Source organism: Paraburkholderia caledonica NBRC 102488, assembly GCF_000685095.1.
Taxonomy (GTDB): domain Bacteria; phylum Pseudomonadota; class Gammaproteobacteria; order Burkholderiales; family Burkholderiaceae; genus Paraburkholderia; species Paraburkholderia caledonica.
Genome location: NZ_BAYE01000015.1, coordinates 116,356 through 142,279, shown reverse-complemented (window position 1 = coordinate 142,279; position 25,924 = coordinate 116,356). Strand labels below are relative to the sequence as shown.

The following is a 25,924-nucleotide window of genomic DNA, read 5'->3' as shown; positions in this document are numbered from 1 at the left end:
GACTGGCTCTATTCGCCTTTCTCGCTTCACTGACAGTGCTACTCATAAATACAAAGACATGACTGATTCGAATTCTGACCGCGCGGCTGCACAAAAACCTTTCCGGCGCCTTCTGCTCACCGGTGCCGCCGGCAACCTCGGCACGCAATTGCGCGGCGCACTCGCGGCGTGGGCCGACGTCGTGCGCGTAACCGACATAGCGCCGCTCGGCGAAGTGGCCGAGCACGAAGAAGCGGCGATCGTCGACCTCGCAGACGAAGCCGCGGTTCACGCGCTGCTCGAAGGCGTGGATGCGGTGATCCATCTCGGCGGCATCTCCGTCGAGGCGCCTTTCGAAGATCTGCTCGAAGCGAATATTCGCGGACTGTACAACCTGTATTCGGCTGCGCAGAAACAGGGTGTGAAGCGCGTCGTGTACGCGAGCTCGAATCACGCGGTGGGTTTTCACCCAGTGACCGAAGTGGTGGATATCGACGCGCCGTTGCGTCCGGACAGTCTGTACGGCGTGACCAAATGCTTCGGCGAATCGCTGTCGCGCTATTACTTCGACCGCTTCGGCCTGGAGACGGTGTGTCTGCGGATCGGCTCGTCGTTCGAGCAGCCGAAGAACCCGCGCATGCTCGTCACGTATCTCAGCTATCGCGACTTCGTCGAACTGGTGCGCTGTTCGCTGTTCACCAATCGCGTCGGTCATGCGATCGTGTACGGCGTGTCGGACAATCGCACGAAGTGGGTCGATAACACGAAGGCGGCGTTCCTCGGCTTTCGTCCGCAGGACAGTTCGGTTCAATTCGAACATCTCTTCCCCGTCGCGGCGCCGACCACCGATCTCGACGATCCTACGCAACGCTTCCAGGGCGGCGCGTTCGTACTGGCCGGGCCGATGGAGCCAAAACGATGAGCGCGGCGGCCAATCCGCGAGTCGAGCGAGTCGAGGCGGCGGGGCAGGCGCCGGCTCTCGTCGGCGAAAGTCCGGTCTGGCGTGTTGCCGAACAGGCGCTTTACTGGGTGGACATTCCAGCGCAGAAAATCGTGCGCCTCGTGGTGGAGACGGGCGAGCGCTCCGAATGGCTGTTGCCGGAGAAGGTCGCGTGCATCGCGTTCGACCGCCGCGGCACCGTGCTCGCAGGCTGCGAGACTGCGTTGTTTGCGGTGACCTTGAGCGGCAGTTCGGCCGATGCCACTGCGCAAGCCGTGCGCACTAGCGAGCCCGTCGAAGTAACAGGACGCAAGCTCGCCGCGCCTGTCTTCCCCTGTGGCGACATGCGTTTCAACGACGGCCGCTGCGACCGGCAAGGCCGGTTCTGGGCCGGCACGATGGTGCAGGACATGGCCGCGGCCAAGCCGGCCGGTGCGCTCTATCGGTTCGACGCGCAGGGCGTGCTCTCGGCGCCGGTTGTCGACGGACTCATTACGCAAAACGGTCTGGGCTGGTCGCCGGATGGCAAGACCATGTATCTGTCCGACTCGCATCCGTTGCGCAGGCAGATATGGGCTTTCGATTACGAAGTCGAGACGGGTGAGCCGAGCAACCGCCGCGTCTTCGCGGATCTGAATCACTATGTTGGCCGGCCCGATGGCGCCGCTGTGGATGCCGACGGCTGCTACTGGATCTGCGCGAACGACGCGGGCGCGCTGTTGCGCTTCACGCCACAAGGCAAACTCGACCGGCAGATTGCCGTGCCTGCAATCAAGCCCGCCATGTGCGCGTTCGGCGGCCGCGATCTCGACACGCTTTTCGTCACGTCGATTCGTCCGGGCGCGGGCGCGAGCGAACATGACGGGCATCTTTTCGCGGTACGTCCTGGCGTGAGCGGCTTGCCTGAGCCCGAATTCGCCGGTGATCTCTAAGTCGCTGCGCACGGTCCTCGCGTAGGGCGCTGGCCTGGTAGTCCGGCCGGCGCCCGTTCCTCGCAGTCGCTAATTCATCACTCGTCATACAACATTGTCGTGCGGACGCGACGTTTTTCGGTTATTCCGAATAATGCCCGTCGTTCTGCATACGTTCTTCACTTCCACGCGCAATCGGGCGTGCCGCCTCGCCGGGGCTCGCCTTTGGCGCGTTCATGTCATCCATACTGAACTGTTGTTTCCTCGGGTAAATACCGTCTGTACAACTCAAACTGCGTTTTATAGACTTCGTATGTCGTCGTACAACGTATAAGCGCAAACAGACAGCTTTCTGCGCTTTTCGAGATAGCAACGCGATGAGTGGCGGCTTTTGGCGCGCGCAATCGCTCGCGTGAAAGTACGCCGACGCAGCAGAAGTACAAGAAGTCGAGTTGTCCGACAGGAGTGCTGATCATTGTGCCGGGGACGTTGCACGGACAGCACGGCAAAGCATTTGCCACCGTAGGAGACCGCGAGCGCCGCACCGGGAGACCCAGCCAAACCATGTCACTCCGGGACTGTCCGTTTGCAGCCGGCCGTTCGCGTTTGGCCAGCCGTCAGCAGCCCTTCGCATCGATTGGGCGTCTATTTTTCAAGGAATGTCATGATGAACAAGAAGTTCGCCTCTTCCCGTGTTTCGTTGATTGTCGCGGCATCGGTGCTGGCCTTTGGCGCCATGTCGGCACAAGCGCGCGTGTTCCGCGTGTCGGACGTGCACGGCGACACTTACCCGACCAATATGGCCGTGAAGTACATGGGTGAGCAGATCAAGACGGCAACCGGCGGCAAGGATTCCGTGAAGGTGTTCGGCAATAGCGCACTTGGTTCGGAGAACGACACAATCGATCAGGTGCGCATCGGCGCACTCGACATGGCGCGTGCAAACGGTGCGGCATTCAACGAAATCGTGCCTGAATCGATGATTCCGTCGCTACCGTTCCTGTTCCGCGACATCGACCATTTCCGCAAGGTAATGTACGGCCCGGAAGGCCAGAAGATTCTGGACGCCTTCAAGGCAAAGGGCATGATCGCGCTGACTTTCTATGAAAGCGGTGCTCGTTCCATCTACACGAAAAAGCCGATCCGCACGCCGGCCGACATGAAGGGTCTGAAAGTGCGCGTGCAGCCGTCCGATCTGATGGTCGACGAAATCAGGGCAATGGGTGGCACGCCGACGCCGATGCCGTTTGCCGAAGTCTATACGGGCCTGAAGACCGGCCTCGTCGATGCAGCGGAAAACAACCTGCCTTCTTACGAAGAGACCAAGCACTTCGAAGTCGCGCCGGTCTATTCGGAAACCCAGCATTCCATGACGCCGGAAGTTCTCGTCTTCTCGAAGAAGGTGTGGGACACGTTGTCGCCGCAGGAGCAGGACATCATCAAGAAGGCCGCGGCCGACTCGGTGCCTTACTACCAGAAACTGTGGACCGCGCGTGAGAACGACGCGAGCAAGACGGTGACGAAGGGCGGCGCGCAGATCGTTGCATCGTCGCAGATTGACCGCGCGGCTTTCGTCAAGGTGATGCAGCCGGTTTGGGCGAAGTACGAGAAGACGCCGCAAATGAAGCAGCTCGTCGACGAGATCCAGGCAATCAAGTAACGCTCGCATCGCGCTTTCGCGATAGCGGAAAAGCCTTGCAGAAGTACTGCGAGGCTTTCCGCTGTCTGCGCGATTGCGTAACAGGTGACGGAAAGTAGCACGACTAACGAGTAAAAACGGTCCGTCGTAGGCAAGAATGGGGTCAAGAGATTCATGAAACGCCCAAACGATTTTATCTTTCGCGCGCTCGCTGTCATCGCCTCGCTCAGCCTCGCAGCGCTGAGTCTGCTGGTGATCTACAGCGTCGTCATGCGCTACGTGTTTAGCGACGCTCCCGATTTCGTCGAGCCAATCGCACTGTTGCTGGTGATCGTGATCGCGATGTTCGGCGCAGCGCTGAAGGTCCGCGAAGGCGGCCATATCGGGCTCGATTCGCTGGTGAAGAGTCTGCCGGAGAAAGGTCAGCTCGCCGCGCACACGTTCCAGCATCTGTGTCTCATCGCGCTCGCCGTGGCGATTTTCTTCGGCTCGCTGCAAATGGCCGAGACCACGCTGCATGACAAGATTCCAATTCTCGGTCTGCCCGAAGCGCTCCGCTACGTGATCCCGGTCATTGCGAGCGTCTGCATTGCGTTGTTCTCATTCGAGAACCTTCTGACGCTTTTCGCAAAGAAACACAAATAGAACAATCATGGAACTTGCACTCCTCTCTATTAGCTTTATCGTCTTTCTGGTGCTCGGCGTTCCTGTTTCGTTCGCGCTGGGGTTGTCGTGTGTGCTCACGTATCTGTATGAAGGGCTGCCGGCTGCCACCGCGATGCAGTCGATGATCTCGGGGATGAACGCGTTTTCGTTCCTCGCAGTGCCGTTCTTCATCTTCTCGGGCGAACTGATGTTGCACGGAGGCATTGCCGATCGCATTCTGCGTTTCGCGCAGGCAACGGTCGGCCATTTCCGCGGCGGCCTCGGCATGGCGAACGTCGTCGCATGTACGCTGTTCGGCGGCGTCTCGGGCTCGCCGACGGCGGACACGTCGGCAATGGGCGGCGTCGTGATTCCGCTGATGAAGCGCGAGGGTTACAGCGCCGCTTACGCGGTCAACGTCACGACGCATTCGTCGCTCGCGGGCGCGTTGATGCCGACGTCGACGAACATGATCATCTACGCATTCGCGGCGCAGGGCATTACGGGCACGCTGAACGGCGTGCCGATGAGCGGCGTGTCGATCGGCGATCTGCTGTTCTCGGGGCTGTTGCCCGTGTTGTGGGTGATGGGCTTCGTGCTGATCGCCGCGTACTGGCAAGCCGTGCGCTATGGTTATCCGCGCCGCCCCGACGGTTCGACCGAACTGCAGCGCTTCCCGGGCTGGATGGCGGTCGCGCGGACCTTCCTCGGCGCATTGCCCGGCCTGATGGTGATCGCGATCATTCTGGTCTGCGTGGCGAAGGGCATTGCAACAGCGACGGAAGCCGCTGCTATTGCGGTGGCTTATTCGCTGGTGCTGACGGTCGTGGTGTATCGCTCGATGACGCTGAAAAAGCTCTCCTTCGCACTGTCGAAGGCCGCGAAGACCACAGGCGTCGTGTTGCTGCTGATCGGTGTATCGAACATGCTGCGCTACCAGATGGCGTATCTGGAGATCCCCGATGCGATCGAGCACATGCTCGACGGCGCGACGAGCATTCCCTGGCTGATGTTGCTCTATATCAACATCATTCAGGTATTCCTCGGCACTTTCGTGGACATGGCGGCGCACATTCTGATCACTACGCCGCTGTTCCTGCCGATGGCGATGCATAGCGGTGTCGGTCCCGTGCAGTTCGGCATCATGATCCTATTGAACTGCGCGTTGGGGCTCGTTCACCCGCCGATCGGCTCGGTGCAGTTCATTGGTTGCGCGATCGGCAATGTGTCGATTGGGGAAACTACCAAGGTGGCTTGGCCGTATTACCTCGCTATCTTCAGCGCCATCAATATTGTGACTTACGTGCCGATGTTTTCCACGTGGTTGCCGAGCGTGATAAATGGACACCCGGTTTTCTGACCTGAAATCCCCGATTCACCGGTTGCGCGGTTCAGACAATGACCGGTAGTCAAGAACAATTTTTTTAAAGAGGAGCATAAATGAAAAAGGCACTAGCAACCTCCGCCCTTGGCCTGTTCGCCCTTGGCGCGCACGCTCAGAGCAGCGTGACGTTGTACGGTATCGTCGATACGGGGATCGGCTACCAAAGCAGCTCGACGACGCTCGGCTCGACTTCGGGCGGCCGCTCGGTTGTCAAGATGAACAACGGCATCTGGGCGGGTAGCCGCTTCGGCCTGAAGGGTAGCGAGGATCTTGGCGGCGGCACGAAGGCCATTTTCCAGTTGGAGCAGGGCTTTAACAGCGCAACCGGCGCGCAGAGCGTGAACGGCCTCGGCTTCAGCCGCCAGGCATGGATCGGTGTGACGAACCCCACGTACGGTACGCTGACGGCTGGCCGTCAGTACACGTCGTACTACACGCTGCTGTCGCCGTATAGCCCGACTACGTGGCTGACGGGCGCTTACGGCGCGCACCCGGGCGATCTCGATTCGCTGGATACGATCTATCGCGCGAATAACTCCCTCGTGTACACGTCGCCGAACATGTACGGTCTGACGGTGAGCGGTTCGTACTCGTTGGGCGGCGTGCCGGGCAGCTTCAACGCCGGCTCGACGTGGAGCGCCGCGGTGCAGTACCTGAACGGTCCGTTCGGTATCGCAGCAGGCTTCCAGCGCATCAACAACTCGACGCCTGGTGGCGGTCTCTGGGGCCCCGACTCGACTACGTCGAATAACGGCGCGACGACCGGCCCGGGTCTGTCCGGCATCACCAACGGTTACCGCACGGCGCAGGCTCAGCAGCGCGTTGCAGTTACCGGCGGCTACGCGTTCAACTCGCAATGGGACGTGTCGTTCTCGTACTCGAACGTGCAATACATTCCGGGTGTGAACTCAGGTTTCCGTCATCAGGCGACATTCAACACGGGTGGCGCAGTGCTGCACTTCAAGCCGATTGGTGCACTGGATCTGGCAGCCGGCTATAGCTACACGCGTGCGACGGAATCGAATGGCATCTCGAGCGCAGCTAGCTATAACCAGTTCAACCTGTCGCAGTACTACAGCCTCTCCAAGCGTACGGGTCTGTATGCGGTGGAAGCGTATCAGCGTGCGAACGGCCAGACGATCGGCAACAACGGCGTGAGCATCATCAACGCGACGGCCAATATCGGCGACGGTCAGAACAGCGCGCCGTCTTCGTCGCGCAGCCAGGTTGCAGGCGGCGTGGGCATCATTCACCGCTTCTAATGGCTCTGGGGTAGCGGCGGCGTGTTGTTACGCCGCCACAGCGACGCATTTTATTCATGCGTCGCTGAGCAATAAAACCGCTGCGCGCACCGCGCGCGCAGCGTATCAATTCAGCTTCCGCTGTCGGACCACAAGCGTCCTCCTGTTGCCCAGTTTTCGCGCTTCACGTCGGTAAGAATGATGTCTACCGAATTCGGCTCGACGCCGAGCGATTCGCAAGTCGCTTTCGTGATTGCTTCGACGAATTGGCGTTTCTGTTCCAGCGAGCGGCCTTCGAACAGTTCGATACGAAACGTGGGCATGGTTCGGCTCCGTTGAGAATTTAATCGACACCGCACACCGCATAATCAATTGCGGTATTCATTGTGCGGTATGGTCAGGGTAATTCAGGTATTAGTCGCCCGTCAGTCACGATAAGTCGGGTCGAGGCGGTCCAGCTTGCGCAGCAACGCAGGCCATTCCAGTGTTCCTTCAACTGCGCCGCCGTCATAGAGTTGCTCGGCTGTGCGCGTGGCGACCGCGTCGTCAGGCACGACAAGCGGGGCGCCGCATGCTTGCGCCTGCAACTGGATCTCGCATGCTTTGAGCAACGTGGCCATCAGCACATACGCTTCGGCGACGGTGCGGCCCACGGTCAGCGGGCCGTGATTGCGCAGCAGCATGGCCGGTTTGTCCGCCAGGTGCTCCACGAGGCGCCGGCTTTCGGCCGGCGTAAAGGCGAGGCCGTCATAGTCGTGATACGCGAGCTGACGATAAAAACGCAGCGCGTGTTGTGACGCGGGCAGCAAACCCGCAGGCTGTGCCGACACGGCCACGCCTGCCGTACTGTGCAAATGCATTACGCAGAACGCGTCTGCGCGCGCCGCGTGCACTGCGGCGTGAATGGCGAAGCCGGTCACGTTCACCACATGTTCGCTCGCGCCGACAATGTTGCCGTCGATGTCGATCTTCACGAGATCCGACGCGCGCACCTCGTCGAATGCAAGACCGAATGGATTGATCAGAAAGTGGCCCGGCTCGTCCGGAACGCTCGCAGAGATGTGCGTGTAGATCAGGTCGTCCCAACCGTTGAGCGCGACGAGGCGATACGCGGCGGCGAGATCGACGCGAGTCTGCTGCTCCGCTTGCGAAGTCGGCCCGGATTGCTCAATGCGGCCTGCGGGTGTGTGGATGAAAGACATACATGTCTCCTTAGGTTGTCTGGTATTCCCCGATCTTGCCTGACAGGCGGAGTCTCAGCGAACAGCACGCTGCCTCAGCCATTGCACGCTCCACGTTGCGGCGACGAAAGGCGCGCTTAGCGCGGCGACGCCGACGTGAGCCGCCGCCGCTTGCAAAGCCACTGAGAGTGCCACGCCGCCGAGCATCCACAAGACGCCGCAGCCGGTCAGTGCAAGCGCGGTGAGGGCGCCGTTGAATCCTAGCAGGCCTGCGTCGAACGAGCTTGCCCCCGCGCCCAGCAGAACATGCAGGCCTGCGCCGATCAAAGCAGCACAGGCAAGGCGCGGGTCGCAAAGCAGCCAGCCGGCAACGAGGCACGCCCCCGTGAATGCGTTCGCCTGGAGCACGATCTGCCCAAGGCTGCGCAGCAGTGTGCGCAAGGCGGCGGAATGCGCTTCGGTCGCGGCGGCATGCATGGTATCGGTCGATGAGCGTTCGGCGGCGCGCGCATCTGGAATCGAATGGCGCGCCGGAGGCGAACAGTTGCGAAACGCGAGGATAGGGCACTCGCGCGGGTGTGTGCATGCCCGTGCGTTGATAGTGGCTATTTGCAGAGCATCCGCACGATGTGTTGATTGGCACGCGCATCGGCGAGCGTCCCGCGTTCGCGCTACGATATGAAGTGCGACGCGCTTGCTGCGCGTTTCATCATAAGGAGGCGATCTGATGCGGGAAGTACGGTGGGCATCGCAAGAGGCCGATGGAATCGAACACCTGTCGTTCGACGCACGCGGCGACGGCTTCGACGTGGAAAGCGTCGTGGTCGGGCAGCGTTACGTCAAGGCTTACGGGTTGCACTATAAAGTGCGCTGCGATGCGCAATGGCGCACGCGTTACGCATGGCTGAAGATCGTGGGCGGCGGAGAACTGGAACTGCACGGCGACGGCGAGGGCAATTGGCGCGATGGGCACGGCCTTCTGTTGAGCGCGATTGAAGGATGCGTTGATATCGACATTGCCGCCACACCGTTCACTAATACGTTGCCGATCCGCCGGCTGCAACTCACGCAAGGTGAGCGTCGACCTATACAAGTCGCGTACATTTCCACACCGGACTTGCAGGTCACGCGTGTCGAGCAGGCGTATTCGTGTATTGAATTGAACCGCGAGTACCGCTATGAAGGCATCTTCCGCGACTTCACGGCGAATATGAAAGTCGACGGCGACGGCCTTGTCATCGACTATCCGACGCTATTCACTCGCCTGCCGCGCGAGCGTTGAACGAGGACGCGACCGGGCCACCCGGCTCTGCCAGATGTCGCGCGACGAAGCGTTCTATGTTTGCAGCAACTAGTTGCGGCTCGCTCAGCACGACCCAATGACCTGCGTCGAGTTCGACGCGGTCATAGGGTCCCAGCCAGGCTTCCTGACCCAGCGACAATTCCGGCCCGACATAGCGGTCACGCAACGGCACGATGAATTGAACGGGCGTATGCACGTGGCGTGCGCGCGGATGCAAGACTTTGTCGATAAAATTCGCGCGATAAAGGTTCAGTCCGTTGATCGCGTTGCGCATCTGCGTGGAGTCACGCGACGCGTCAACGCGTTCCGTGATTCGTAGCCACAGCGGCCACATGCGCAGTCCGCCCATGCGCCAGACCAGTTCCGGCAGCCATGGCAAATGAAAAAAGAAGATGTACCAGGATCTGAGCAACTGACGAATGCTGAGGCGCGGCGATCGATTCGCTATCCTGTGTTTGTTGTGAGCGTCACGCGTGCCACGCAACGCGACCGAAGCGTGATCGAGGCACGGGCCCGAGATAGAGGTAAATGACCTGATGCGGCCTTTGAACCGCGTGTCGGTCACTGCTTCCCAGCTTTGAATCGAACCCCAGTCGTGGCCGACCAGATGAAAGGGCTGCTCACCGCAGGTGGCGTTCACGACTGCGCAGAGGTCGGCGGCGAGTCGTTCAATACGGTATCCGTCGCGCGTCGTCGGCGCCTGCGATGCGCCGGCGCCGCGCACGTCGTAGCTTATGACGCGGTAGCGCGAGTCGAGTTGCGCGCGTACCGGTTCCCATACGGCGGCCGAGTCGGGATAGCCGTGCACCAGTACGATCGGCGGCGCGTCACGCGGTCCGCTCACGTAGGCCGCAAGCCGCACGTCGCCGGCATCCACCGGCAACGCGTTGCGTATCACACGGCCGCCTGCACGCCGCGCCGTGCTGCTCGACGCGAATTCGGGGCGGCCGCGTTGGAGGCGTCGACCGCCGCTACAAGGCCGTCGATACGCGCGAGTTGCGCGCGATTGTCGTGATCCCATGGATGAAAGCCGGGCCGGAAAAAGCTCAGCCATTCGGCAGCTATACGCGGAAAGACGCCATGACGCGGGCCGTACAGGTATTTCACGACTCGCCACATGCCGCGCAGATGACCGCCGCGTTTGCGGTCTGCAATCAGCAGACGGACATGAAAGTCGAACACGATCAGCCAGAAGGTGATGGTGGTGGCGAGCATAACGCCTGTACGTAACAGATAACGCCCGAGTCCAGGCTTGAGTACCGTATTCCACACGTCGTAGGAAACGGCTTTGTGCTCGGTTTCTTCGAGCGCGTGCCACGTCCACATTTGCGCGTAACCGTCGACCGACGCTTCGATGCGTGACGCGTCCTTGAGTAGCAAGCCCGCGAGCATGGCCGTGTAATGTTCGAGGCACACGGTGACGGCCAATTGATACGAATGCGGCAGCACCTTGCGGCCGAAGTTGAGAATGGCCCACAGCCGTTTGTCGAGCTTATGAGCAGGCAAACCGGCTTGTTCCAGCAGATCGTTGTATTCAACGTGCTCGCGCGTATGCATCGCTTCCTGGCCGATTAAACCGAGTACCTGCTTTTTCAGCACCGGGTCGTCAATCTGATCGCGATAGTTGCGCACGCTGTCCATGAAGAAGCGCTCGCCGGCGGGAAAGAGCAGCGAAAGCGCATTGAAGAAGTGTGTCACATGCGACCTTGGGCGTGCCAGTCGCACGCACGGTCCTGCGGGAGGTTGAAACGTAAGTCGCGGCGAACGGGCATCATGGCCTTTCTCCTCGTGATTCTATGAGCGTCTGGATGGTGCTGTCAGGCGCATACCTCGGGCGCGCACGTCAAGTGCGCCGGTCGGCAAGCTGCGCCGCGCGCCGGGCGCATTTGTCCGCATCGCGCTTCATGCGCCGCGTCTGCAGCACGACAAGTGCCTGGTAAGCGGCGGGCAACGTGCGTGCGAGCCAGTCGGCGGCGCGTGCATCGCGCCCGATCAGCACGCGCCGCTTGTTCCTGCGCACGCCGTCGAGAATCGTACGGGCGGCTTCGTCGGCGGTGGTGACGAAGAACTTCTCGAAATCGTCCTTGCCTTGCTGCTCGTTCTCCAGCATGAAGCCGACCATATTCGGCGCAATGCGGCTCGACTGCGCGATGCTTGCACGGATGCCGCCCGGATGCACGCATGTAGCCGACACGCCGCATTTCATCAGATCGAGTTCCTGGCGCAGTGCCTCGGTGAAGCCGCGGACCGCGAACTTCGTCGCGTTGTAGCCGCTCATGCCAGGCTGAGCGAAAAGGCCGAACACACTCGACGTGTTGACGATATGGCCTTCGCCCGACGCCTTCAAATGCGGCAGAAACGCCTTGGTGCCATGCACGACGCCCCAGAAGTTGATGCCGACGATCCATTCCAGATCCGCGTATTCCATGCCTTCAATCGTACTGGACAGAGCGACGCCCGCGTTGTTGAACACGAGGTTCGCGCGCCGATGCTGCGCGACGGTTTCCGCAGCCCACGCGAACATTGCGGCTCGGTCGGAGACATCGAACACAGCGGTGGTGATCAGCAGCGGCGCGCCGACGATATGCGGCGCGGCGGCCTGCGCAAGTCGGGCGGTCTCCTCGAGGCTCGTCGCGTTGCGATCGGCAAGGGCCAGGTGGCAGCCTTCTCGCGCGAGGCGGATCGCGAGCGAGCGGCCCATGCCGCAACCCGCGCCTGTGATCGCAGCGACTTTATCGTTGAAATGCTTCATTGGTTTTATCTCCCGTCCTCTCTGAATGTGCGTTGTCGTTATGTGTGTTTCAGGTGACGTCGGCCGACGCCGCAGCCTGCACGCTGCCGTGCACGCTGTGCGGCGAGGCGGCATGCGCAATTGTTGTCCCGGGCGCTGATGTGAAAGCGAAGTAATCGTCCATACTGAAGATGCTGGTGGCCTGGCGGAATTTGTACGCAAACCCGGGCCACAGCGTGGTGTTCCTGCCGGTTCTCGGATCGAGATACCAGCTCTTGCAACCGCCCGTCGACCAGATTGCGCGGCCGAGTTTGTGCTGGATCTTTTCGTTGTACGCACGCTCCACCTGCGGGCGAACTTCTATTGCCTCGGCACGCTCACTGCGCATGGTCTTCAGCGCGCGCAAAATGTACTCGACTTGCGACTCGATCATGAACACCATCGAGTTATGGCCGAGTCCCGTGTTCGGACCCACGATCATGAAAAAGTTGGGATAACCAGGCAACGCCGTGCCGAGATAGGCATGCGCGCCGTCACGCCATGTATCGACGATGTCGACGCCGCCGCGTCCCTGAACCACACCTCGCACGAACGGATCGGCGACCTGGAAGCCGGTGCCGAAGATCAGGCAGTCGACCGGATGACGCACGCCGTCACGCGTGATTACCGCGTCTTCGTCGATGCGCTCGATAGCGCTCGTCGTCACCGTTACGTTCGCCCGCGATAAAGCGGGTAAGTAGTCGTTTGAGATCAGAATGCGCTTGCAGCCCATTGTGTAATTCGGCGCGAGCGTCGCGCGCAATTTAGGATCGGGCACCTGACGGCGCAAATGCTGCTCGGCGACTTTCTGCGCGGTCTTCATTAGCGAGGGATGGATCGCGAAGCCGAGGGCGCGCGATTCGAGCATGCAATAGAGTGCAGAACGCATGATCTTTTGCGTGAATGGCGCGTGTCTGAAAAGCCACTGCTCGAACGGTCGCACCGCGCGGTCGGCCTTCGGCATGATCCACGGCGGTGTACGCTGAAACACATCGAGATGCGCGACGCGAGATGCGATTTGCGGCACGAACTGGATCGCACTGGCGCCGGTGCCGATCACGGCGACGCGCTTGCCTTCGAGCGGATAGGCGTGATCCCAGTGCTGCGAGTGAAATGCCTTTCCTTTGAATCGTTCGATGCCGGGAATATCGGGTATCGCCGCGCGCGACAGGCCGCCCATCGCAGAAATCAGTACGCGCGCCGACCACTGTTGCCCGTTGGCGAAACGCAGTTGCCAGCGGTGGCGCGTGTCGTCGTAGACCGCGCTAACGAGTTCATGTCCAAAACGCAGATGACGCTCCACGCCGAAGCGTCGCGTGCATTCCTCGAGATATGCGCGGATTTCCGGCTGACGCGCGAACATGCGGGTCCAACGCGGATTCGGTGCAAACGAAAACGAATAGACGTGCGATTGCACGTCGCACGCGCAGCCCGGGTAGTGGTTGTCGCGCCATGTGCCGCCGACCGACTCGGCCTTTTCTGCAACGATAAAGTCGGTGAAGCCGGATTGTCGCAAGCGTATCGCCATGCCCAGCCCCGCAAAGCCGGTCCCGATAATGGCGATGTCCGTCTCGATAGGTGCGAACGCGCCGGGGCCCGCGGCGTCGTGTGGCATGCGTGCGTTCATCCGGATCGCCTCCTTATTACGCTGATAACTGTTACATTGATTGATGTAACGATAGGGCGGAAGCACGGACGACGCAAGAGCACGTCTAGACGCCAAACTCTAGGGGTTGGACAGGCGGGGACTCAGGCCATTGGTAACGAAGCGCCGACCGGTGCCTCGGACTACTTCTTCGGCCGCTTCGGTTGGCCGGCCGAGCGGGCCAGTTTCTTTTCCATGATGGCCGCGACGCGATCGCCGAGGTAGTCGCCGGAGGCCTCTTCAAGCGCGCGGTTCATCTCGCTTTCGACGAGCACCATAGCGAGCGGCCGCACACGCCAGATCGCATCCACGAGGGCCGGCACGTCGGCGGGCGGCGGCAGCGCGTCGGGATCGTAGCGGTCCAGTTGGCGAACCACCAGATCGACCAGTGCGTGGGCGATCGCGCTGAAATGCGGCCGTGCGACCCCGACGGCGTCGAGCAGATCGGCCAGCGGAATGCCTTCTTTCGCGAGCGCGGCGCCAGCGGCGAGTGCAGTGGGGCTGCCCGACACGAACGACAGGCCGTCGCGTTCCAGCAGGCCGAGATCGACCGCTTTCGCGAGCGCGCTCGGCGAAGCTTTGTCGCCGAACATTTGCAGCAGTTCGACCAATGAATACTTCTTTGGATGTTCGCGCGACCAGCGCCCGCCGATCGCGGTTTCGAGGCCCAGAATGGAGCGAAGATCGTGGCCTTCGTCCACGGCCTTGATCAGGTCCTGGATGTTCGCGAGCGTGTAGCCGCGAGAAAGCAGATGATTGATCAGCTTCAGACGCGACACGTGCGCGTCGTCATACACGCCCACTCTGCCGCGCTTTTCCGGTGGCGCGAGAAGGCCGCGGTCCTGGTACGCCCGCACGTTTCGCACCGTTGTGTCGCTGACGCGCGCGAGTTCGTCGACGGTGTACTCGTTGCGCAGCGCGGCGCCTGCGGACGTGTCCGCGGCGCCGGGCGAGGACGACGGCGGAGTGGAGGGCGGCGTGGAGGGCGGCGTGTTAGGCATGCCGGGAATTTTACCCCCGCTGTATGGAGGCGGACCAGCACGACGCTCGGGTTGCGGCTTTAGGGTTCGTAGTCCGGCGGCGTCGAAGCACCCGCACCCAAAGTCCGCTGCATCAGCGTGGTGTCGAGCCATCTGCCATGTTTGAAACCGACAGCCCTCAACGTGCCGGTCAACTCGAAACCCAACTGCTTATGCAGCGACAGTGATCCGCCACTGCCACCGTCCGCGATCACGGCGACCATCTGGCGCCATGGCCCGGTTTCGCATCGGTCGATCAGCGCCTGTAGCAGCACGCGGCCGAGGCCTCGACCGCGATAGGCGTCGCTCACATAGATCGAATCTTCGATGGTGTTCCTGTACGCGGCGCGAGGGCGGTACGGCGTTGCATAGCAGTAGCCCGCGACCTCTCCGCCAATCTCGGCGACCATGTACGGCAGTCCATGGCTGCGCACCGACGCGAGCCGCATACGCAGATCGTCCACGGAAGGCGGCACTTCTTCGAACGACGCGACGCCGGTCAACACATGGTGCGCGTAAATGGCCTGAATGGCGGGCAGGTCGGCTTCGGTTGCGTCGCGAATAAGCGGGTCGCGGTCGGGCGACTCGGCGGTTGTGGCGGTTGCAGCGCTTGCGTCCGAGGCGCCGGATGCGGGGCGGGCTATGGTCATACGTGGTCCTGGTGCGGCCGGTCCGGCCTGTCGTGTCTCTTCTTCTGAGGATACGTTTGACTATGCCCGTCGCGCGCGCAAATTTGAAGCCGGACAAAAATCGTTGCGTGACGACTCGGCGCCAGTTCACGCCGTGCGGCGAGCCGGCGTCGCTTTGGAGAAGCGCCGGGCGCCGGCCACGCACGCTACCACTGCGACGGTGACCGCGATCATCGAAGGCGGCACCTGTTCGTGCAGCAACAACCCCGCCAGCACCAGGCCGAAAAACGGCTGCAGCAGTTGCAACTGTCCGACTCCCGCGATGCCGCCAAGCGCGAGGCCGCGATACCAGAATACAAAGCCGATCAGCATGCTGAACAGCGACACATACGCGAGCCCCCAAAGCGCTGCGTGGCTGACGCCCTCGAAAGAAGCCGGGCGGGTCCACCATGCGAGCGGCAACATCAGCGGAAGCGACAGCACCAGCGCCCATGAAATAACCTGCCAGCCGCCGAGATGCCGCGATAGCCGCGCGCCTTCCGCATAGCCCAGCCCGCACACGACGATTGCGGCGAGCATCAACGCGTCGCCCACCGGAGACGCATCGAGACCGTGGCGCATCGCGAACGCGACCACCGCGCCGCTGCCGAGCGCCGAGAAGAACCAGAAGGCCGCTTGTGGACGTTCGCCGCCGCGCAACACGCCGAAGATCGCGGTTGCAAGCGGCAGCAGTCCGACGAACACGATCGCGTGCGCGGAACTCACGTGGCGCAGCGCAAGCGCGGTCAGAAGCGGAAAACCGACCACCACGCCGAGCGCGACGATTACGAGCGGGACCATGTCGCGCCGAGCGGGACGCGCCTCGCGAAACACGAGCAGCAGCAACAGGCCGAGCGTGCCCGCGATGGTCGCGCGCGCCACCGTCAGGAACACCGGATCGAGCCCTTGCACGGCGATGCGCGTGGCCGGCAGCGAGCCGCTGAAAATCAGCACGCCTATGAGCCCGCTCAGCCAGCCATTCGTTGTCTTCTCCATCTAGAGGTCCACGCGTATTGGAATGAAGCGTATAGCATCCGCTTTCATCGCGAAAAGGTTAAGCTACGGATCAGTACAATTCGTGCAAACTGTACCGACGAAGGAGCAGTACAGATGGAGCAAGGTGGGCAGATGCGAGAACTCGGCAAACCGCAAGGAACACGCGTGGGCATCGTCATGGACAATTTGCGCGAACGCATTGCGAGCCGCTCGCTGATGCCCGGCGCGCGCGTGCCGTCGATCCGCGTCATGACTGAAACGCTCGGTGTGTCGAAGTCGACGGTGGTGGAGGCGTATGACCGGCTCGTTGCCGAAGGCGCGATCGTGGCCCGGCGCGGCTCGGGATTTTTCGTGTCAGGTCATGCGCCGCCGCTTGCGCTTGCCGATCTCGGGCCGCGCCTCGACCGCGAGGTCGATCCGCTGTGGCTCACTCGCCAGTCGCTACAACCCGGCTCCAAGGTGCTGAAGCCGGGTTGCGGCTGGATGCCGGCGTCCTGGCTGCCAGAGGACGGCGTGCGTCGTGCGTTGCGGGCCATAGCGCGCGATCCGCAGTCGCCGCTCGCCGACTACGCGAACCCGTATGGCCTGCCCGCGCTGCGTCAGCAGCTTGCCTGGCGGCTCGCGCAGCACGGCGTGGAAGCGCCGCCTGAACAGATCGTCCTCACCGACGGCGGCACGCACGCGCTCGACCTCGTGTGCCGTTTTCTGCTCGAACCGGGAGACACGGTTCTGATCGACGACCCGTGCTATTTCAACTTCCAGGCGTTGTTGCGGGCGCATCGCGCGCGCATCGTCGGCGTGCCTTATACGCCGTCGGGCCCGGACCTCGCAGCCTTCGAGCGGGCGCTGGTCGAGCATCGTCCGCGGCTTTATGTGACGAATTCCGCGATTCATAACCCCACCGGCGCGACGCTCGCGCCGGCGGTCGCGCATCGGCTGCTCAAGCTCGCCGGCGAACACGGACTGATCATCGTCGAGGACGATATCTTCGCGGACTTCGAAGACGAAGCCGCGCCGCGGCTTGCCGCCTTCGACGGGCTCACGCGCGTGGTGTCGATCGGCAGCTTTTCGAAGACGCTTTCCGCGGCGGCGCGTTGCGGCTACATCGCCGCGCGCACCGAATGGATCGAGCCGCTGATCGACCTGAAACTCGCCACGTCGTTCGGCAATGGGCAACTTACGGCAAGCGTCGTGCATCGGTTGCTGGTGGACGGTACTTACCGGCGTCATCTCGAGTCGATGCGCGCGAAGCTCGCGGACGCGATGGGCGAAACCATGCGCCGCCTGAACTACGCGGGCCTCGACGTATGGACGCAGCCGCGTGCGGGCATGTTCGTGTGGGCGCGTTTGCCCGATTCGCTCGACGCCGCCGACATCGCGCGCCATGCGCTAGGCGCAGATGTCGTGTTCGCACCGGGCAATGTATTCAGCGTCTCGCAATCGGCGGCCGGTTACCTGCGCTTTAACGTCTCGCAATGCAACCGGCCGAAAGTGTACGAGGTCTTGCAGCGCGCGATGGAAAGCGCTGCCGCATCCGGCGAGCGCAAGCGGGCGTGATCGCAGCAGGATCGCTGCTGATGCATTGCCGCTCCGCATTCGCATGCATTACTTGCACAGCAGAAGCAGGCGTTCCTGACTCGTACAGTTGCTACGCGGCTTTTCCGAGACCTGAGCCGCGGCCGCGTTGATGCCTGCACTCCGGTTTGCAAGGCACGCGCGTAAATGCTTCTCTACAGGCGGGTAATATTTCCAACCACGCACGAGGCTGGGCAATTCCAGCTTGACCTGTTTCCATTTCGGATGCCCGTGCTCCTGCAGATTGTCGAAGTTCGCGCATAGCGAGTCGGCAAAATGATTCAGGTTGCCCACGGTATCGCGCAGACCATAGTCATAGGTGACGAGGAAGGCCTTGACCGTCAGCGTCGGCACGTCTTCTTTCAGCCAGTTCGGATAGCTGCTCGCCCGGATCGTGGCGGGGAAATAGGTCTGCTTCGCACGGACGGTTTCGGGTGCCGTGGGCTCGGCTTTCAGCAGACGGATCTGCTGCAGCAGTTCCGGGTTCATATCGTTGAACAGCTTTGCGGGCTGGCCGACCACGATGATCGCGACGTCCACTTTCTTGACGATCAATGCGGCCAGTGCGTCTTCGTTGCTCAGGTGCTGGACGTTCTGTTCGGGAATAGGCTGACCGAACATAAGGCGATACAGGGTAGTCGCCGATTGCGCGGTCCCGCTGCCGAGCAGGCCGACGCTGATGGTCTTGTCCCTGATGTCGCCTAGACTTTTGAGCGGCGAATCCGCGCGGACTACGACGTTAATCTCTTCGTCGTAAAGCGGCATGATGAGGCGCAGCGGGCGGATCGCGGTACCGGCGTCGGGATTGCCCGAGTTGGCCATGTCGATGTACGCCTGATACACGTCGGACTGCACCAGCGCGAGTTTCACGCCCGGCTCGAAGCGCATGCGCTGCACGTTCTCGGCTGACCCCTTCGACGCGACCACGGCGAGATCGATGCCCGCCGGCTGCGCGACCCATTTCGACAGGTCCTGACCGATCTGAATGTAGGTGCCGCGTTCGGGGCCCGTGACGATCTTGTAGTGCGCGGGTTCGGCACTCAGCAGCGAAGACGTGATCAGCAGCATCGCTCCTAGCCATCCCGTCAGAAATCTCTTTAGCATGGTCTGCACCTATCGGGTCGGGTTGGCAATTTTCCAGCCATTAAATTCGGTATCCGAACTATTGGACGGCAGGCTGCCGCGGCAGCCTGGCATTGCTGGTTGTCTGCGAACTGAGCGGCGCCCAGCCGGTTTCGCGAATCACACGCTCGAGGATCGTCTTTGCCGTGTCGCTGCCGGTGTCTAGCGCCAGCGCCTCGTTCGCATGCTCCCGCGCGCACGGCCATGTTTGCTGGTCCGCGCACATCTGCGCCGCCAGCAACGCGGCGTCGCGGCGCGCGGTCAACGGTTTCAATTCGGCGGCGAGACTTTGCGCGTCGCTGCTCTCGGGTTGCAGCGATTGCGCTGCGCCCAAGGCCGCTTGCGCCGCGCTCAGATCGTTGGCGCGCAATGCGGTGCGGGCCGCCCGCAGGGCTTGCGCGCCGTCGCGGAATTGCGGTGTGGCCGGTTTCGCTGAAACCACCGCGATCGGTACAGCGGCCGGTATTGCCTGTACGGCGTTTCGCACGCCTTCTGTGCCGGTGGATTTGCCGGGCATCGCAGCGATGCGCGAGTCGGCTGCCTGATCGGGCGAGTATCGCGCGATGGTACCTGTTGTCGTTCTGGCGTCGTGGGCGGTTTCTGCAGACTGCTCGCCGTTGCCGGAATGCAGGTCGCGGCTGTCGTTGAATAGCGCGTAGCCGACATACGCCAGGCCCGCGGCGACAATGGTCGCGGTCGCGAGTACCGCGTGGCGCATGCGCAGAGCCGCGCGATGCGGCAGTTCGGCAGGATCGGCAACGGGCAACAGCGGCGTGTCGGGCGAAAGCAGCGACGACGAAGACGCCTGAAGCGCGCCTGCCGGAGCGAGGTTGAGGCCGGCATGCAATGCGCCGCCGGGGAAGTCGGGCTCGTTGAGCGCCGGCGCGCCGAAACCGTCGTTCAACATCGACATGCTCAGCGTGCTGGCTCGACTCTCGTGCAGCGCGCTGCGCACAGGTGCGCGTGCGTCGGCATCGAGCGGATGAACCGAGCCGCAATACGGGCAATGATCCACTCGCCGGTAAAGCGCACCGCCACATTGTTTGCATGGCGTCGGAAAGCGATCGCCGGCTAAGGTCTGAGTGGACATGCTATGGCTCCAACTGAGGAAAACAATGCCGTTACGGCATGCTTCCGATCGCGCTTGAAGCGGTATGGGTATCCGCGGAAACCACGATCTACATGCGCCAGAGAGTCCGGGCAGGCAAGCGAGCGATGCTTGCATGCCGTCCGTTTCAATATGTGGCGTTTCGAGACGGACGTCAATGGACGATCGACCCTATGTTGTGTGCGCTAGCGCACATTACCAGGTAGGACGAATGATCGCGCACACCATGAGGACGAACGCGCGCGATTCTTTTTGTGGTATGGCGCGCGCATTTCGCAGACGAATTTCGGGCGCACGCAATCAATATTTCCATGAGGCGCGCGAGTAGCATCATGGCGATCGCCACGAGCAAGGTGCCCGCAATAGGGAACATGCGATAGCGGCCAATTTTGCTGATCAGACGACCTGTCACCATCCACATGACGAACAGGCCGCCCATCGTCGGCAGCATCTGCATGCCGGCTTCTGTCGGTGCGGAGCCTTTGACCACTTGCAGATAGAGCGGCAAAAACGTCACGGAGCCGAACATCGACACGCCCACGATAAAGCCGATCAGACTGCTCAGCAAAAACGTGCGTTGCCTGAAAAGTTCGAGTGGCTTGATCGGTTCAGCCGCGCTTCGTTCTTCGTGGATGAACCCCCAGATCGCGACGAGCCCCATGCCGAGCGTGATCCACAATTGCGGCGACGACCACGGCAAGATCGTGCCGCCCTGGCTCGTGAACAGAATGATGCAGGTGAGTGCGCCTGCAAGAAACGCAGCGCCCATCTAGTCGATGTTGTGCTTGACGTGATGCAGACGCGGCTTGAAGACCGCGCCGATCACAGCCAGCGAGACGATGCCGAGCGGCAGGTCGATAGAGAAAATCCAGCGCCATGTGCGACATTCTCTCGGGCGTCAAACGAGTGCAATGCCAAGAATTCCATCAGTCGATAAGAAGACGAGCGGCACGAAGACTTCCGGGGGTAGCGGCTCTGCGGCGAAACCGCGCAAGCGCGCGAGGCAAACGGCGGCGGTTGCCGCAGATCCCGCGACAGGCGGCCTGGCAAAAACCGCGTCAGAGGGCGCATCTTCAAGACGGCCTGGCAGGCCGCCGGGCGCTTCGCGCGGAGCGGAGCAGCGCAATCGTCTGCTCGACGCGGCGCTCGTGCTGTTCGCGCGGCAAGGCATCGTCGATACGACGCTCGGCGAGATTGCCCGCGAGGCGGGCTTCACGCCGGCCATGATGCATTACTACTTCAAGACGCGTGAGCAACCGCTCGACGTGCTCATCGAGGAGCGCTTCGGCCCGTTGCGCGCGAGTCTCGGCGTGCCGTTCCAGGAGCATGCCGACGGATCCCGTCGCGGCGATCACGCAGCACGCACAGCGCATGGTGCAGGCTGGGTCGAGCGGCCGTGGTTTCCGTCGCTGTGGGTGCGCGAAGTCATCAGCGATAGCGGCCTGCTGCGTCAGCGCATGCAGGAGCGTTCCGGCGACGCAAATCAGAAGACGTCGCTTGCCGCGACCCCAAACGTCGCCTGATTGGCGGCGACCAGATCGCCCGCCACGCGGTGGCGCTTCTCGTGCAGGGCATTAGTCCGGAGAAAATTGGTTAACCATGCAACTTACCTGTTGCATGCCTTGCCATGCGCGGCACATAACGTGCTACCAGTGGGGTAAATGCGAACGCCGGGCAACGGGGCTGCTGGCGTCGCAGAAGAAATCGGCAGGAATGACGAAAAGACGCCGCGGCGACAAGTGAAAGCAATCAATCGCCTATGCCGCCGCGGCGAATCGGGTGTCGGCCCCGGTCGCCGTGGAGACGGACGGCGGGAGCCGTTTTTTCATTGGCGTGCAATTTTGGCGCGTTACTGTGCGCGCGTTGCAGGGGTCATGTCTACAATCGTGGGCCTTTTTTGCAACTCGGCACATGAATTCGAGTCCGAACCATGAACAGCAATTTCGCGGCCGCGCAAATCGGCGGCAAGCAACCCTCCCAGCAGGGCGACACATTGGCCAAGCCTGACGGCCTGACCGGATTTTTAGAGCAACAACATAAAATGAACGGAGCAATGAGACTCGATCAGGCCACGATCGTGCTCGTAGAAGACGACCCGGACAGCCGGGAATCGCTGACCTTGTTGCTGGAAGCGGAAGGGGCAAACGTCGTTGCCGTGGCGGATGCGGAAGAGGGCGTCGAAGCGGCCGTCCGGCTGCTGCCGGATGCGGTTGTATGCGACCTCGAACTGCCCGCCATGGACGGCTTCTATCTGATCCAGCGGCTGCGTGATCACGAGATTCGCGGCGATCACGCGCCTTCGGTAGCGGTGGCGCTGACGGGACATACCGACGACGCTTACCGTCTGCGAAGTATCGGCGAAGGCTTCCAGCATTTCATGACCAAACCGGCGTTACCGGAAGATCTGGTAACTCTGCTGCACGACGCCATTGGTGCACGCGGAGCCCGCTGAGCAGGTTACAACGCGGCGCGAAGCGTCAAAGGCTTTGCGCCGCAAGCACAACACATTGCCGCTATTTAGCCGCAACGGGCGCCGTCGATCCTGTCTTCGGCACAGCCGCTGCGGCCGCCTCTGCCGCCTGACATGCGGAACACAATCCCTTCAGTTCGATTTCGTCGCTTGCGATCCGGTAACCGGCATCTTCGATTTGCGCGACGAGCGCCTGGCGCAGCTTCGGCTGATGCAGTTCAGTGACGTTGCCGCACTGCTGGCAAACCACCAGAATGCCATGCTGACATTGCGTCAGATCGTGGCACACCGTAAATGCATTGATCGATTCGATCCGATGCACGAGACCTGCTGACAGCAGAAAGTCGAGCGCACGATAAACCGTGGGCGGCGCAGAGCCCGGATGAATCTGGCGCATGTCGTCGAGCAGCGAATACGCTTTGGTGGCGCGTCCCGAGTTCAGCAGCAATTCGAGCACTTTGCGGCGAATCGGCGTGAGCTTCTCGCCGCGTTCGCGGCAGTACTCTTCCGCGAGAGCCAGCGCGGCTTCGGGCGAGTCGCCGTGCGTGTGCCCCGGCGCCTGAGCAACGGCATCGGCGGAAGCTGCGGTTTTCTCCGTGCGCGTGGGACTGGCTGGGTTTGCGGCGGTAGCGGCGGCGGGCTTGGCGTTCTTCATGCGTCGATTATAAAGGCCAACCAGGGCGAACGCCTGTTGCCAACCTGTTGCCACGTCGGCGTGAGTCGCCGCGCCGGACGCGCTCACAGCAGGCGACGGAGACCGGCTCCGCAGCTCCGCCGATTGCGCACCGCTGCCCGCACTAGTTCACGTGAGCGGGAAGTCGACGTATTTCTTGAAGCCCGGGCGGGTCGCAATGCGCGAATACCAGCGCTCCAAATTGGGTAACGGCGGACGCTCCACGCCGTCCAGGCCGAACCACCGTTTCGCATACGCGCCGATCACGATATCGGCCAGCGTAAATTTGTCGCTTTCAAGGAAGAAGCGTCCTTGCAGATGCGTGTCGAGCATTTGCCACAGCGCGGTGACGGTGCGGATGTCTTCGGCGAGCCTGGCCGCGTCGCGCTGTTCGGGCGGCGTGCGCACGAGCGCCCAGAACACCGGCCGCTCGGCCGGTTGCAGCGTGGACAGCGACCAGTCCAGCCAGCGGTCGATGCTCGCACGTAGCCGCGGTTCGGCGGGATACAGCGGACTGCCCGCGCCGTACTGCAGCGCCAGGTAACGCAGTATCGAATTCGATTCCCACAGTTCGAAGTCGTCGTCGACCAGCGTGGGAATCTTGCCGGTCGGGTTCATTGAAAGGTACGCCGGCTCGTTGTTGCGGCCGAATTGCATGCCCGCGTCGATGCGCTCGTACGGCAGCACCAGTTCATCGCAGCACCACAAGACTTTTTGCACGTTGACTGAATTCGTGCGCCCCCAGATCGTAATCATCCGGTTAATCCTTTTTTGTCGACAGTTGGCAAGCCGTGCATCGCGCTCGGCGTTCAACCAGTAACGATACACGATGCGCATACGTTTGGATGCGTGCGCAGCGATGCGGCGATCTCGCAACAGAACGCCGGAGCGCCGGCCGCTCAATGCGTTGCGTACAATGAGCGCACCGAAATACGACGAGGCACCGCATGGCCCGCATTGTCCCCGACGACTGGAAGAGCCTCGCCGCCACCGGCGCGGCGTCGCGCGAGCGGGAAACGCTCGCATTGCTGGAACAGGCGCTCCCCGACGATTACACGGTCTATCACGGCGTACACTGGACGCGGCTCAACCAGAACTTTTCTGTCTTCGGCGAGGCCGATTTTGTGATCGTCAGTCCGGCCGGGCGCGTAATGATCGTCGAACAGAAGACCGGCTTTCTGCGCGAAACACCGAAGGGGCTCGTCAAGGTTTATCTGCAGACCGAGCGCAACGTGGCGATCGCGCTCGCGCATACCATCGAAGGGTTGCACCGGCGCTTTACCGCCGCGTTCGGCGCGGGCACCTATTTCATCGAAGAGTTGCTGTATTGCCCCGACCATATCGTGAAGGACGCCGCGATTGCAGGCGTGAATCCTGCCCGGATCGTCGACGCGACGCGCCGCGACCGGCTCGCCGCGGTGATTCGCGACGCGCTGCCGGCCGACGAGCCGCGCCTGCCATGCGCGTCAAAAATCCACCACTTTCTCGCCGATGAACTCGCGCTCACCCCGGACGCAAGTGCTCTCGTCGGCCAGGCGGGCACGCTCGTCACACGCCTCGCGGGCGGTCTTGCAACGTGGGCGCGGCGGCTCGAATTCTCGCCGTTTCGCCTGCGCGTGATCGGCACGGCAGGCTCCGGCAAGACGCAACTGGCGGTGCAGGTAATGAAAGACGCCGTCGGGCGTGGGCAGCGTCCGTTATATGTGTGCTTCAACCGGCCTTTGGCTGACCATATCTCGCGCGTGGCGCCGCCCGAGGCGAAGGTCGCGAACTATCATCAACTGTGCGACTGGATTGCGCGCGATGCTGGCCGCGAGCCCGATTTCGAGTCAGGCCAGGTATTCGATCAACTCGAAGCGATGTTTGCGGAAACGCCGATCGACGCGCGCTGGCAATTCGACGTGCTGATCGTCGACGAAGGACAGGATTTTCAGGAGCCGTGGGTCGCCGCACTCGAACGCCTGCTAAGCCCGGGCGGCGCGTGGTGGTGGCTCGAAGATCCGCTGCAGAATCTCTATATGCGCGAACCGGTAGCGCTGCCCGGCTGGACCACGCTAAAAGAGACCACCAACTATCGTAGCCCGCGCGACATTCTCGACTACGTGCGCGACGTGGTCGGCGCAGCGGTGCCTGTTGCGGCGACGCTCGCGTCGGGTAGTCCATTCGACGGCTCCGACATTTCGCTGTCCGTCTACGACGAAGCGAACGCCGCCGAGGGCAGCATCGAAGCAACCAAGCGCGCGATCACCCAGGCGCTGTCGCTTGGCTTTCGCAAGCAGGACATCGCGGTGCTGTCGTTTCGCGGACGCGAAGGCTCGGCGATGACCGCGCAGGATCATCTCGGCCCGCATCGGCTGCGCAGTTTTACCGGGAAATATGATTTGTTTGGCAATCCAGAATATCGCGACGGCGATGTTCTGTTCGAATCGATCTACCGTTTCAAGGGTCAGGCGGCGCCCTGCGTGATTCTCACTGAAGTCGACTTCAATGCATTCGACGAACGTATCGCACGCAAACTGTTTGTCGGCGCCACGCGGGCAACGATGAAGCTCATCATCGTCGCTACGCAGCGCGCGGCCCAGTATCTGCATTTGCGCGACGGCAAGGAGAGAAAGGAGAACAAGGAAGCGCGCGAAGCCTGACGCGCGCTCACGC

23 protein-coding genes and 3 pseudogenes are annotated in these 25,924 nt (G+C 62.0%); 11 read left to right on the top strand and 15 right to left on the bottom strand.

Translation table 11 applies throughout. The features are described from left to right. The first annotated feature begins 58 nt into the window (after nucleotides 1-58). From BCA01S_RS25815 to BCA01S_RS25785, 6 genes are all read left to right on the top strand, one after another. A complete protein-coding gene (locus BCA01S_RS25815) occupies nucleotides 59-901 on the top strand; it encodes an NAD-dependent epimerase/dehydratase family protein (protein WP_027779404.1) in 843 nt (280 codons plus the stop codon). Then, entirely contained in the window at nucleotides 898-1,851 is a 954-nt protein-coding gene (locus BCA01S_RS25810) for an SMP-30/gluconolactonase/LRE family protein (protein ID WP_027779403.1), read from the top strand. Before BCA01S_RS25815 ends, BCA01S_RS25810 begins: the two co-directional genes overlap by 4 nt. Nucleotides 1,852-2,497: 646 nt before the next feature. Next, on the top strand, nucleotides 2,498-3,490 hold the full coding sequence (locus BCA01S_RS25800) for a TRAP transporter substrate-binding protein (RefSeq protein WP_027779402.1): 993 nt from the start codon (nucleotides 2,498-2,500) through the stop codon (nucleotides 3,488-3,490). A gap of 153 nt (nucleotides 3,491-3,643) precedes the next feature. Further along, the gene (locus BCA01S_RS25795; protein WP_027779401.1) at nucleotides 3,644-4,114 is read left to right on the top strand and encodes a TRAP transporter small permease; all 471 of its coding nucleotides are present in this window, start codon (nucleotides 3,644-3,646) and stop codon (nucleotides 4,112-4,114) included. A 7-nt stretch (nucleotides 4,115-4,121) separates the two neighbouring features. Continuing rightward, a complete protein-coding gene (locus BCA01S_RS25790; RefSeq protein WP_027779400.1) occupies nucleotides 4,122-5,474 on the top strand; it encodes a TRAP transporter large permease in 1,353 nt (450 codons plus the stop codon). Nucleotides 5,475-5,554: 80 nt separating this feature from the next. Further along, the gene (locus tag BCA01S_RS25785) at nucleotides 5,555-6,760 is read left to right on the top strand and encodes a porin (protein WP_027779399.1); all 1,206 of its coding nucleotides are present in this window, start codon (nucleotides 5,555-5,557) and stop codon (nucleotides 6,758-6,760) included. A 110-nt stretch (nucleotides 6,761-6,870) separates the two neighbouring features. Here the strand turns inward: BCA01S_RS25785 and BCA01S_RS25780 are convergent, their stop codons facing one another. The 3 genes from BCA01S_RS25780 to BCA01S_RS25770 all read right to left on the bottom strand — a co-directional run bounded on the left by BCA01S_RS25780 (nucleotide 6,871) and on the right by BCA01S_RS25770 (nucleotide 8,397). Then, entirely contained in the window at nucleotides 6,871-7,098 is a 228-nt protein-coding gene (locus tag BCA01S_RS25780; protein WP_255218483.1) for a 4-oxalocrotonate tautomerase, read from the bottom strand. A 66-nt stretch (nucleotides 7,099-7,164) separates the two neighbouring features. After that, complete coding sequence (locus BCA01S_RS25775) at nucleotides 7,165-7,941, bottom strand: class II aldolase/adducin family protein (RefSeq protein WP_027779397.1); 777 nt, start codon at nucleotides 7,939-7,941, stop codon at nucleotides 7,165-7,167. A gap of 54 nt (nucleotides 7,942-7,995) precedes the next feature. Continuing rightward, a complete protein-coding gene (locus tag BCA01S_RS25770; protein WP_042319428.1) occupies nucleotides 7,996-8,397 on the bottom strand; it encodes an urea transporter in 402 nt (133 codons plus the stop codon). A gap of 250 nt (nucleotides 8,398-8,647) precedes the next feature. Here BCA01S_RS25770 and BCA01S_RS25765 point away from each other — a divergent pair, with 250 nt between their 5' ends. Beyond that, nucleotides 8,648-9,202: a putative glycolipid-binding domain-containing protein gene (locus tag BCA01S_RS25765; RefSeq protein ID WP_027779395.1), complete on the top strand. Its 555-nt coding sequence runs from the start codon at nucleotides 8,648-8,650 to the stop codon at nucleotides 9,200-9,202. Here the strand turns inward: BCA01S_RS25765 and BCA01S_RS25760 are convergent. From BCA01S_RS25760 to BCA01S_RS25730, 7 genes and pseudogenes are all read right to left on the bottom strand, one after another. Continuing rightward, nucleotides 9,177-10,121 (bottom strand): alpha/beta fold hydrolase, encoded by a 945-nt coding sequence (locus tag BCA01S_RS25760; protein WP_027779394.1) that lies wholly within the window; start codon nucleotides 10,119-10,121, stop codon nucleotides 9,177-9,179. The genes BCA01S_RS25765 and BCA01S_RS25760 overlap by 26 nt on opposite strands. Further along, nucleotides 10,118-10,998 (bottom strand): annotated as a pseudogene (locus BCA01S_RS35330) (metal-dependent hydrolase). Before BCA01S_RS35330 ends, BCA01S_RS25760 begins: the two are co-directional and overlap by 4 nt. A 68-nt stretch (nucleotides 10,999-11,066) precedes the next feature. Continuing rightward, nucleotides 11,067-11,975 carry an SDR family NAD(P)-dependent oxidoreductase gene (locus BCA01S_RS25750; RefSeq protein ID WP_027779393.1) on the bottom strand — a complete coding sequence of 303 codons (909 nt, stop codon included), beginning with the start codon at nucleotides 11,973-11,975 and terminating at the stop codon, nucleotides 11,067-11,069. 49 nt (nucleotides 11,976-12,024) lie between these two features. Continuing rightward, nucleotides 12,025-13,620 carry a flavin-containing monooxygenase gene (locus BCA01S_RS25745; protein WP_027779392.1) on the bottom strand — a complete coding sequence of 532 codons (1,596 nt, stop codon included), beginning with the start codon at nucleotides 13,618-13,620 and terminating at the stop codon, nucleotides 12,025-12,027. Between the two features lie 161 nt (nucleotides 13,621-13,781). Next, nucleotides 13,782-14,639: a MerR family transcriptional regulator gene (locus tag BCA01S_RS25740; protein ID WP_027779391.1), complete on the bottom strand. Its 858-nt coding sequence runs from the start codon at nucleotides 14,637-14,639 to the stop codon at nucleotides 13,782-13,784. A gap of 59 nt (nucleotides 14,640-14,698) precedes the next feature. Then, nucleotides 14,699-15,307: a GNAT family N-acetyltransferase gene (locus tag BCA01S_RS25735; protein WP_027779390.1), complete on the bottom strand. Its 609-nt coding sequence runs from the start codon at nucleotides 15,305-15,307 to the stop codon at nucleotides 14,699-14,701. Between the two features lie 126 nt (nucleotides 15,308-15,433). Beyond that, entirely contained in the window at nucleotides 15,434-16,321 is an 888-nt protein-coding gene (locus BCA01S_RS25730; RefSeq protein ID WP_027779389.1) for a DMT family transporter, read from the bottom strand. A 114-nt stretch (nucleotides 16,322-16,435) separates the two neighbouring features. Here BCA01S_RS25730 and BCA01S_RS25725 point away from each other — a divergent pair, with 114 nt between their 5' ends. Continuing rightward, nucleotides 16,436-17,878 carry an aminotransferase-like domain-containing protein gene (locus BCA01S_RS25725; protein ID WP_174447086.1) on the top strand — a complete coding sequence of 481 codons (1,443 nt, stop codon included), beginning with the start codon at nucleotides 16,436-16,438 and terminating at the stop codon, nucleotides 17,876-17,878. A 48-nt stretch (nucleotides 17,879-17,926) separates the two neighbouring features. Here the strand turns inward: BCA01S_RS25725 and BCA01S_RS25720 are convergent, their stop codons facing one another. From BCA01S_RS25720 to BCA01S_RS35325, 3 genes and pseudogenes are all read right to left on the bottom strand, one after another. After that, nucleotides 17,927-19,000 (bottom strand): TAXI family TRAP transporter solute-binding subunit, encoded by a 1,074-nt coding sequence (locus BCA01S_RS25720; protein ID WP_027779387.1) that lies wholly within the window; start codon nucleotides 18,998-19,000, stop codon nucleotides 17,927-17,929. A 58-nt stretch (nucleotides 19,001-19,058) separates the two neighbouring features. Continuing rightward, a complete protein-coding gene (locus BCA01S_RS25715; protein WP_027779386.1) occupies nucleotides 19,059-20,108 on the bottom strand; it encodes a hypothetical protein in 1,050 nt (349 codons plus the stop codon). A gap of 331 nt (nucleotides 20,109-20,439) precedes the next feature. Continuing rightward, a pseudogene (locus BCA01S_RS35325) lies at nucleotides 20,440-21,006 on the bottom strand (MFS transporter); the annotation flags it as partial. Nucleotides 21,007-21,037: 31 nt separating this feature from the next. Here BCA01S_RS35325 and BCA01S_RS35320 point away from each other — a divergent pair. Continuing rightward, nucleotides 21,038-21,723 (top strand): annotated as a pseudogene (locus BCA01S_RS35320) (TetR/AcrR family transcriptional regulator). A 333-nt stretch (nucleotides 21,724-22,056) separates the two neighbouring features. Continuing rightward, nucleotides 22,057-22,578 carry a response regulator gene (locus BCA01S_RS25700; RefSeq protein ID WP_027779384.1) on the top strand — a complete coding sequence of 174 codons (522 nt, stop codon included), beginning with the start codon at nucleotides 22,057-22,059 and terminating at the stop codon, nucleotides 22,576-22,578. Between the two features lie 61 nt (nucleotides 22,579-22,639). Here BCA01S_RS25700 and BCA01S_RS25695 read toward each other — a convergent pair whose 3' ends face one another. After that, nucleotides 22,640-23,251, bottom strand: coding sequence for a Fur family transcriptional regulator (locus BCA01S_RS25695; protein WP_027779383.1), 612 nt, complete (start codon nucleotides 23,249-23,251; stop codon nucleotides 22,640-22,642). A gap of 147 nt (nucleotides 23,252-23,398) precedes the next feature. Continuing rightward, nucleotides 23,399-24,025: a glutathione S-transferase family protein gene (locus BCA01S_RS25690; RefSeq protein ID WP_027779382.1), complete on the bottom strand. Its 627-nt coding sequence runs from the start codon at nucleotides 24,023-24,025 to the stop codon at nucleotides 23,399-23,401. A 191-nt stretch (nucleotides 24,026-24,216) separates the two neighbouring features. Between BCA01S_RS25690 and BCA01S_RS25685 the strand changes: the two genes are divergently transcribed. Continuing rightward, complete coding sequence (locus BCA01S_RS25685; RefSeq protein WP_027779381.1) at nucleotides 24,217-25,911, top strand: ATP-binding domain-containing protein; 1,695 nt, start codon at nucleotides 24,217-24,219, stop codon at nucleotides 25,909-25,911. The last annotated feature ends 13 nt before the right edge of the window (nucleotides 25,912-25,924 follow it).

Excerpts from the sequence above, each read along its gene's own strand:
- BCA01S_RS25815 (WP_027779404.1), top strand. The coding sequence starts at position 59 with ATGACTGATTCGAATTCTGACCGCGCGGCTGCACAAAAACCTTTCCGG.
- BCA01S_RS25810 (WP_027779403.1), top strand. The coding sequence starts at position 898 with ATGAGCGCGGCGGCCAATCCGCGAGTCGAGCGAGTCGAGGCGGCGGGG.
- BCA01S_RS25800 (WP_027779402.1), top strand. The coding sequence starts at position 2,498 with ATGAACAAGAAGTTCGCCTCTTCCCGTGTTTCGTTGATTGTCGCGGCA.
- BCA01S_RS25795 (WP_027779401.1), top strand. The coding sequence starts at position 3,644 with ATGAAACGCCCAAACGATTTTATCTTTCGCGCGCTCGCTGTCATCGCC.
- BCA01S_RS25790 (WP_027779400.1), top strand. The coding sequence starts at position 4,122 with ATGGAACTTGCACTCCTCTCTATTAGCTTTATCGTCTTTCTGGTGCTC.
- BCA01S_RS25785 (WP_027779399.1), top strand. The coding sequence starts at position 5,555 with ATGAAAAAGGCACTAGCAACCTCCGCCCTTGGCCTGTTCGCCCTTGGC.
- BCA01S_RS25775 (WP_027779397.1), bottom strand. The coding sequence starts at position 7,941 with ATGTCTTTCATCCACACACCCGCAGGCCGCATTGAGCAATCCGGGCCG.
- BCA01S_RS25770 (WP_042319428.1), bottom strand. The coding sequence starts at position 8,397 with ATGCATGCCGCCGCGACCGAAGCGCATTCCGCCGCCTTGCGCACACTG.
- BCA01S_RS25765 (WP_027779395.1), top strand. The coding sequence starts at position 8,648 with ATGCGGGAAGTACGGTGGGCATCGCAAGAGGCCGATGGAATCGAACAC.
- BCA01S_RS25750 (WP_027779393.1), bottom strand. The coding sequence starts at position 11,975 with ATGAAGCATTTCAACGATAAAGTCGCTGCGATCACAGGCGCGGGTTGC.
- BCA01S_RS25745 (WP_027779392.1), bottom strand. The coding sequence starts at position 13,620 with ATGAACGCACGCATGCCACACGACGCCGCGGGCCCCGGCGCGTTCGCA.
- BCA01S_RS25740 (WP_027779391.1), bottom strand. The coding sequence starts at position 14,639 with ATGCCTAACACGCCGCCCTCCACGCCGCCCTCCACTCCGCCGTCGTCC.
- BCA01S_RS25735 (WP_027779390.1), bottom strand. The coding sequence starts at position 15,307 with ATGACCATAGCCCGCCCCGCATCCGGCGCCTCGGACGCAAGCGCTGCA.
- BCA01S_RS25730 (WP_027779389.1), bottom strand. The coding sequence starts at position 16,321 with ATGGAGAAGACAACGAATGGCTGGCTGAGCGGGCTCATAGGCGTGCTG.
- BCA01S_RS25725 (WP_174447086.1), top strand. The coding sequence starts at position 16,436 with ATGGAGCAAGGTGGGCAGATGCGAGAACTCGGCAAACCGCAAGGAACA.
- BCA01S_RS25720 (WP_027779387.1), bottom strand. The coding sequence starts at position 19,000 with ATGCTAAAGAGATTTCTGACGGGATGGCTAGGAGCGATGCTGCTGATC.
- BCA01S_RS25715 (WP_027779386.1), bottom strand. The coding sequence starts at position 20,108 with ATGTCCACTCAGACCTTAGCCGGCGATCGCTTTCCGACGCCATGCAAA.
- BCA01S_RS25700 (WP_027779384.1), top strand. The coding sequence starts at position 22,057 with ATGAACAGCAATTTCGCGGCCGCGCAAATCGGCGGCAAGCAACCCTCC.
- BCA01S_RS25695 (WP_027779383.1), bottom strand. The coding sequence starts at position 23,251 with ATGAAGAACGCCAAGCCCGCCGCCGCTACCGCCGCAAACCCAGCCAGT.
- BCA01S_RS25690 (WP_027779382.1), bottom strand. The coding sequence starts at position 24,025 with ATGATTACGATCTGGGGGCGCACGAATTCAGTCAACGTGCAAAAAGTC.
- BCA01S_RS25685 (WP_027779381.1), top strand. The coding sequence starts at position 24,217 with ATGGCCCGCATTGTCCCCGACGACTGGAAGAGCCTCGCCGCCACCGGC.